Source organism: Cyclonatronum sp. (assembly GCF_022565315.1).
In the GTDB taxonomy this organism is placed as follows: domain Bacteria; phylum Bacteroidota; class Rhodothermia; order Balneolales; family Cyclonatronaceae; genus Cyclonatronum.
The window spans coordinates 1-7,069 of record NZ_JAIUMX010000153.1; the positions used below are offsets into that span (position 1 = coordinate 1).

Consider the following 7,069-nt stretch of genomic DNA (forward strand, 5'->3'; position numbering starts at 1 on the left):
AAAAGGGGCACGCATTCATGGCGCACATAAATCACACACAGGGGTCAGCATCCGCCGGAATGGCAGGCTGAAACTCGCGGCTAAAAGCTACCGCCAGAGGGGGTCAGTATGGACCGGAATATCCACGTTATGTCGAAACACGTTCCCAGTCCACCCTATAACAAGTGTTTCGTGCTGACGGGTGAGCGCTGGTTGCTTAAATTCAGGCATGGTCGCCACGCAGCAGTAATGCAAGACAGTTAACATCCCTTTAGTCTAATAACTATACAGGTTGGGGTGCAAGTCGAAGTTTACCTGTTAGTAATTCTCCTAATTCCTGCTTAGATAGACCAAGGTGCAACAATTCTTTCAGCATCAAATCCAGAGATGTACCCGGATCGCCAATCTCCATTTTTGCTACCCGCGATTGGCTCGATCCCAAAGCGCGGGCGAGTTGCACTTGTGTCCAGCCACGTTTTTTGCGCTGTAAACGAATAAGTTCACTAATCTCTAGGCGAATCTCCAAATACGCTTCTTCTTCAGGAGACAACTCTAAAAAGTCTGTGGTTGAACCAACGCGAAATCCAGCTTTCTCTAAGTTCTGACGTTTTTGCTTATCCATAATTCATTCTCCTGTTGTGTTTTTGTAGCGTGCTAATCTCTGTTAACATTGGTCTGAAATCCGGCATCTCCAAATACTCACCTTGTTGTAGTCCGCGCATCAAAAAACCAGCTTTGAGCCGAGATTCGGTGCCAAACGGTGGAGTCTTTATTTCACCGTGTAGCCAAACGATGTATTGGTTAGTGAGTGCCATTCCCAAATATGTCATATTTGACATATAGTGTAAACAACTAAATGGTGCTGCTACCTAATACGCGTTTCATTTCCTGGCTTTCAGCTCTGGCTGTCCGGTGTAAGTTGACACCACCCCAAATCGTATCCCCCACCTACCAAAACCTAACCAAAGAAATCAACTATCCCCAAAAGCCCTCCGGAACATACACTCCGGAGGGCTTTTGGTTTATTGTATGGTGATTTATCTTTCCGGTCAGGAATCTTTACATCAACTTATTCTCACTTTTTATCTCTCGGAGTATTTGTATCATTATCACCATCCTCGTCCAGAAACTGCTTGCGGACATTGTAGTTGATTTCCTTATCAGTTACATAGGAATCTATCGCGTCTGACATCATTTTTGAGTATCGCGGCAGTTCTTCTTTGCGGATGGATTTTGAGGAGGCATTTGCGAAGCCCATGCGCTGCGCATCTGAAATGTCGTTCAGGTCTGCCCCGAAGTAGGTGAAGGTCCACAGTCCGGTGGCTTCAAGGCGTTGGATCATGCTTTTGATCTGATCAAAGCGGAACAGTCGGGAGGCATTTTCATAACCGTCGGTGATGACTACTACGACTACGGAGGCTTCCCCGTTTGCGACCTGCTGCTGCACCATCTCTTCCAGCGTAATCACGGTTCTGCCGATTGCATCGAGCAGGGCCGTCATGCCGCCGATTACGTACTCGTTTTCGGTAACCGGTTTGAGGTCTTTGGTCGGGGTATTGAGGCAGAGCTGCTCCGTAACCGTGTCGAAAAGGCTGATGCCGGTAAAGATTTTCTGATTGGGTGTAGTTTCAGAAAGCCGGCGGATGGTTTCGAGCTGTTCGTTGATGGTTGAAAGGGTGACGGGCACCGAGCCACTCATCGAGCCGGACTTATCAACGATCAGGTGAAAGTAGGTGGTGTTGTTTTTGGGTTGCTGTGTCATGGCAGTGTTCTTTTGGGTTTAGGGTGATTGACTTCCCAAAAGTACCCCGCCGCCGGGCGGATTTCTATTTTGACAAGCTTGTCAAATCCCAGCGTGCATGCAGCCTGATTTTCTCCGGAAAAAGGGGGATGGCGTAGGTGCCGCTGGTATGGGTGATTTGGTAGTGCTCGTAACGGCCCGGCAGGCACAGCAGCTGTTCGAGTTTTGCGTTGATACGCGAAATCTTTTCGTTGATGGAGTTATTCAGCGGATTCACCAGATTTCTGACAACTTCCGATGCCGTGCTGATGTCCTGATTGCGGATGCAAAGATAGAGATCCAGGATTTCCTGCTTGTAATCAGACAGCTCATTCAGGCGGGTGCCCTCCGGGTGCAGCAGAAAAAACAGATACAGCGCTTTTTCAACAGGCGCGAGCCGGCAGCTTAACTGCTGATAATTCTCAAAATGCAGCACCCCTTTTTCATCTATAAAGAGGGGGGAGGCTTCGGCCTCAGCGAACCTTTGCTGCAGGAATTTTGACTGAAGCCTGATTTTTTCAAGGGCCGGAGTGGCAGCAGCGAGCAGTTCCTGCGTGAGATCACGCCGAAGCATCACCTCAAGACAAGCATCACAAATATCCGCCGTGCGCAGCTTGATGTGGATGTCGGATTTTTGCTCGCAAAAATCATTCAGGCAGCCAACGGCGCTTTTGTGTGCATAGCGGAGGGTATTTCGGAGGCTTCCGAAGCCTTTGAGCTGCAGGATGAGCGTCCAGATCTGATGGGCGACCGGAAACCAGCGCGGAGCACGCACGAAGAATTCCCAGTCGGTAGTTTGCACGAAGCCTTCCGATGCAGCATTCGACCGGAAACTGCTGAACCAGTTGTTTTCATTGGCGCAGGGGGTGAGCAGGATTACCAGCTCTTCACCAGGAATATCCAGCATTGCGTGGGTTTGCTCAATGAAACGGAATAAATTGTCCCAGCTCAAAACAGATTTCGGTGGCGGGAGCGAATTCATTGATAAATTAAAGGATGCATCGTGCAACTCTTCGGGCTCGATGAGGTCAAGCTGTTCAGGTGTTAGCTTTCGTTTCTCAGCGAGGATCATCTCCTGCCATTCAACGGACAGCCCCTCCGTACTGACATTGTGGAACCGAAAAACCAGGCTTCCGTTGTTCTGCAGCAGGTCATCAAGCCCGCGCCGGAGGTCATCGGCTTCCGGGTCGGCCGTATCGAGCAGTAAGTGAATCGTTTCAGGCATGGACGGATCTGTAATGGTGTGATGTGATGAGAACCTGTTAAGGGGGAATTAAAAGATGTCGGAATCGGAAGTTTAACCATTTACCGGCTTTTCCGCGGCATAAATTTGAACAACACGCCAAGGGATTAAGCCAAATGCCAATTGATCGGGGGCACAATCTTAACGGATGGCCGCAGTGGGGCTTGCTCGGTTGTACAATCGCACCGCTGAAACACACGCAGCGCATATCGCTTTTTCAAAAGCTGATGAACGGTAAGTCTTTGTTGCCTATATTGATACAAGGCTGACCGGCTGCAGGCAGTACCGGGACCGCAGGCGGGATGGTTTCATCCTAATGATAAAACCCCGGGAAAGGGCAGCATCACAACAACTGGACACCGGGATTGCATGACATTTAAAAAAAGGGGGATTCAATTCCATGAAAAAATTCAAAACGGAAATAAAATGGGCATTAGTTTTTGTCGGAATGATGCTCACATGGATGGTTCTGGAGCGCCTGACGGGCCTTCACAGTACCAACATCGACAAGCACGCCCTGTTTACGAACCTCATCGCCATTCCCGCGGTAGCCATCTATGTGCTGGCCCTGCTTGATAAGCGGAAAACCGATTACGGCGGAACCATGAGCTACAAACAGGGATTCATGGCCGGTTTTGTCATTACGGCTATCGTAACCCTTTTTAGTCCGCTTATTCAGATCCTCATTTCGATCGCAATTTCTCCGGACTATTTTGCCAATATGATAGCGTATGCCGTGCAGGAAGAGAAAATGACACAACAGGAGGCTGAGGATTTTTTTAATCTTCAGAACTATCTGATTCAGGTCCTGATCGGCACCCCGTTTATGGGGCTTATCACAACGGCGGTTGTGGCCTCCTTCACAAAAAAAAATTCACCTTAAACCAGCGAAATCAACAGCAGCTAAACACGCCTTCATAGGTGTAAGCGTATTCCTTTAGTGGTAGATTCAGCATGAAAGGAAGCTGAATACATCATGCTGTATTGGCAGATAAGTGTAAGCTGATTGTCTGTATAAATGAAGTAGCAATCATTATAGAAAATGACACAAAAACATAAATAAATAAAATTGAAAAAAATCTTAATCATCAACGGACATCCTGACAAAGAAAGTTTCAACTTTGGGCTGTCAGATGCTTACAAAAGGGGGGCATTGAAATCCGGCTCGGAAGTTAAAGAAATCATCATCAGGGACTTAGCCTTTAATCCTAATTTAGCGTTTGGGTACAGAAAACGTGTTGAACTCGAACCGGATTTATTACATGCACAGGATAAAATAAAATGGGCTGACCATTTAGTTCTGATATATCCCGTTTGGTGGGGTTCCATTCCCGCAATGATGAAAGGCTTTTTCGACAGGGTATTTTTACCGGGATTTGCCTTTCAGAAACGGGAAAACTCCGTTTGGTGGGACAAGTTACTGAAAAACAAATCTGCAAGAATCATTTCCACCCTTGATCAGCCCGCCTGGTACTATTGGCTTGTGTATCGGCAGCCAAGCCACAATGCAATGAAAAAACTGACCTTGCAATTTTGCGGCATAAACCCGGTGAGGGTAACCACAATTGGACCCATCCGACTTTCAAAAGACGCATACAGGCAAAAATGGATTAACAAAGTGGAAAAACTTGGAGAACATAACAAATAAACAACAGCCCCTCCCTCACATAACCCGAAGCCGAAGCCACCACCCCGACGAGCCCCGGCCATTCCGCGATAATGGCACGCGGATTGAGCGGATTATGTCGGATTTGCGCGGATTTTCGGATCGGTGACCGCAGACGGCAGACCGCAGGAAAATTGAGCCGCCTGCCAGGATTCGAATCCCGCAGCCAAGGCCCCTGCCTGCGATGATGGCACGCGGATTTTGCGGATTATGTCGGATTTGCGCGGATTTGTATTGGATGGTGTTCCAAACGCTTCTTGCCTCTAAGCCCAGCTTAAAGCACAAAACCCAACCGCACTTTGGGTGCCCTGCATCTCAAATAGCGGCAAACGGAAGCTGGTAGGTCCCGGATAACGCCCCAAAATTCAGTGGCAGTTTAAAAGCAACAAGCGGGCGTTTCCGGGATGACGGTGGAGGGGTGTGGGATATGGCTTATGTGCAAAGACCTGACAGGTTTTGAAAACCTGTCAGGTCTTTGCAGCGAAGCAAAAAAGCCGCAGCTAAGGCTACGAAACCCCAAATCCACCCCGAAACCAAAAGCCCCTCTCCTGAAGAGCACGTCCGTAAGGCCTCGTGGTATTTTCAGGAGAGGGGGTGGGGTGAGGTCTGCCACGATGATGGCACGCGGATTTACCGGATCGGGTCGGATGCGCGCGGATTTGTATGGGATGATATTTCAAGTACTTATTATCCATCAGCCCAAGCAAAAGCAAAAGCCCTAATCACAAAACCCAAAGCAATGACATACTGACATACTGACATACTGACCTACTGACATACTGAAAACCTCCCCGCATAGCAGCTTTCCGAGGCAAAGCGCCCGCAGCTGCTTGCAAAGCTGAGCCATGCATGGAAGTCGCCCGAAAGGGTTTCCGGTACCCTGATTGTGGTGGCCTGATCCTGCCGCATTCCGGCCCCCGCATAAAAGCAAAGCTGATTTTGCTCCGGGTCCAGAAGGGTGACCATCACCCGGTCGGAGCCGTGCTGCATCCTGACCGCGGTATCTGAAGGAGTCCAGCTTATTTCCAGGCTGCCATCGGGAAGCAGCTTTGAGGAGCGCAGGCTGCCCGGCGCAAGCGAGCCGTGAGAGACGAGTACATTCGGGTAATCAATAGCAAGATCGGGCCAGCTGCCGTGCAGCGCGCGAGCGGCATTGAGGCGGTGTGCAAGGTCACGGGAGGACTTCCCCGGAGGTGTTTCGGGGAAGCCGGAGCGGAGCATGGGTTTGAGCTGACGCAGCAGCGAAGAAACAAGACTCAGCCGCGCCCGCGCAGCCTGCTGCGCCGGGGTTTTGGCATCCCGGTAGGTCTCCGGTTTGGTTCGCACATAGGGTACGCCATTGCGGCTGCTGAAAACCAGATTCCCAACCGAGCCCTGCGGCGGATCAAAAATGCCTTTTTTAATTCGTGCCATAATGCGTGCGTTTAGCAGGTTTAAGGGGTTTGTAAAAGGGAAGGAGCCTCAAAAACAGCACAAGCCCGGCACACCATACCACAAACCGGCAGATTGATGTGATAAGCTTGTACTAAAGCATAGTCAAATATTAATCATAAACAGTATAAAATCATAACAAAGACAGGTCATATACGTCTTTGATACGACTTTAATATGCGTTTGACTTGTGTTTGCTTAGTATTTAAACAAAACAAAGGTCAAACAGCACCCCGGTCAGCTGAAGTATGCTTATTTATTTGATGAAGACCACGAAAGCACCATCCCCACAAACCTGTGACATGGTTGGAGTGCGGACTTTGAAGCACACAGTACGCCGTCATGCTTATGACCTGACCCCAAATGCTCATCACCCCGCACAAAGCGCGGCAAAGCCAGAGGGGCCCGAAGTACCGGCAAATATGCTCTAAATATCATATCCTTCGGCTCCACCTGCCTTGCTCTTCCGGTACATGCGCGGTCAGAATCTCATGAGGCGGTTCCGGCAAAGTCGCCCGGGCATTCGACAGCCCCTCGGGTAAAGCCTGCATCCGCCGCATCGTGTACATGGCTGACACCCGCAACAACCGCCTCTCACGCTTCTGTCCCTACCCTGATTTTGAATAAGAATTCACAATAAAAAAGCAGCACAAACTATTTGCGGAGCATTACCAACCCCAAAAGTCAGCCGTAACGGTCCGTCCATTTGTATAAAAAGTGGCGAGCGGGGTACAGATAATTGCCGAAGCAAGAAAAAAATGAACTTTTAAATTTTGATTGTTAAGCACTTTCACTTACTTTAATATCACAGTTGAAGTTGCATAAGTAATTACATATACGACTTCATACTTTTGCACCATTAACTACCCCTTTTGGGCACTTAATGAACATTCGGAAGTTGTATAAGTTGATTTTTTAGTTACTTATGTGACTGGGGAAGGGTTTTAAAGGTTGTTCAATAAGGAGTTAT

The 7,069-nt window shown here is 48.8% G+C and carries 6 protein-coding genes; 2 read left to right on the plus strand and 4 right to left on the minus strand.

Annotated features, from left to right (window positions below; all coding sequences use genetic code 11):
* Positions 1–262: 262 nt before the first annotated feature.
* The 3 genes from LAT75_RS14700 to LAT75_RS14710 form a co-directional block, all read right to left on the minus strand.
* Complete coding sequence (locus LAT75_RS14700) at positions 263–601, minus strand: helix-turn-helix domain-containing protein (protein ID WP_291483437.1); 339 nt, start codon at positions 599–601, stop codon at positions 263–265.
* A 453-nt stretch (positions 602–1,054) separates the two neighbouring features.
* Complete coding sequence (locus tag LAT75_RS14705) at positions 1,055–1,741, minus strand: hypothetical protein (RefSeq protein WP_291483438.1); 687 nt, start codon at positions 1,739–1,741, stop codon at positions 1,055–1,057.
* Positions 1,742–1,805: 64 nt separating this feature from the next.
* Positions 1,806–2,984 carry a hypothetical protein gene (locus LAT75_RS14710; RefSeq protein WP_291483439.1) on the minus strand — a complete coding sequence of 393 codons (1,179 nt, stop codon included), beginning with the start codon at positions 2,982–2,984 and terminating at the stop codon, positions 1,806–1,808.
* A gap of 418 nt (positions 2,985–3,402) precedes the next feature.
* On the opposite strand from LAT75_RS14710, the gene LAT75_RS14715 reads away from it, so the two are divergent.
* Both LAT75_RS14715 and LAT75_RS14720 read left to right on the plus strand, forming a co-directional pair.
* Positions 3,403–3,885, plus strand: a complete 483-nt coding sequence (locus LAT75_RS14715) for a DUF4199 domain-containing protein (RefSeq protein ID WP_291483440.1) — start codon at positions 3,403–3,405, stop codon at positions 3,883–3,885.
* A 186-nt stretch (positions 3,886–4,071) separates the two neighbouring features.
* Positions 4,072–4,650 (plus strand): NAD(P)H-dependent oxidoreductase, encoded by a 579-nt coding sequence (locus tag LAT75_RS14720; RefSeq protein ID WP_291483441.1) that lies wholly within the window; start codon positions 4,072–4,074, stop codon positions 4,648–4,650.
* Between the two features lie 786 nt (positions 4,651–5,436).
* Here the strand turns inward: LAT75_RS14720 and LAT75_RS14725 are convergent.
* Entirely contained in the window at positions 5,437–6,081 is a 645-nt protein-coding gene (locus tag LAT75_RS14725; RefSeq protein ID WP_291483442.1) for a DUF6266 family protein, read from the minus strand.
* Between the last annotated feature and the right edge of the window lie 988 nt (positions 6,082–7,069).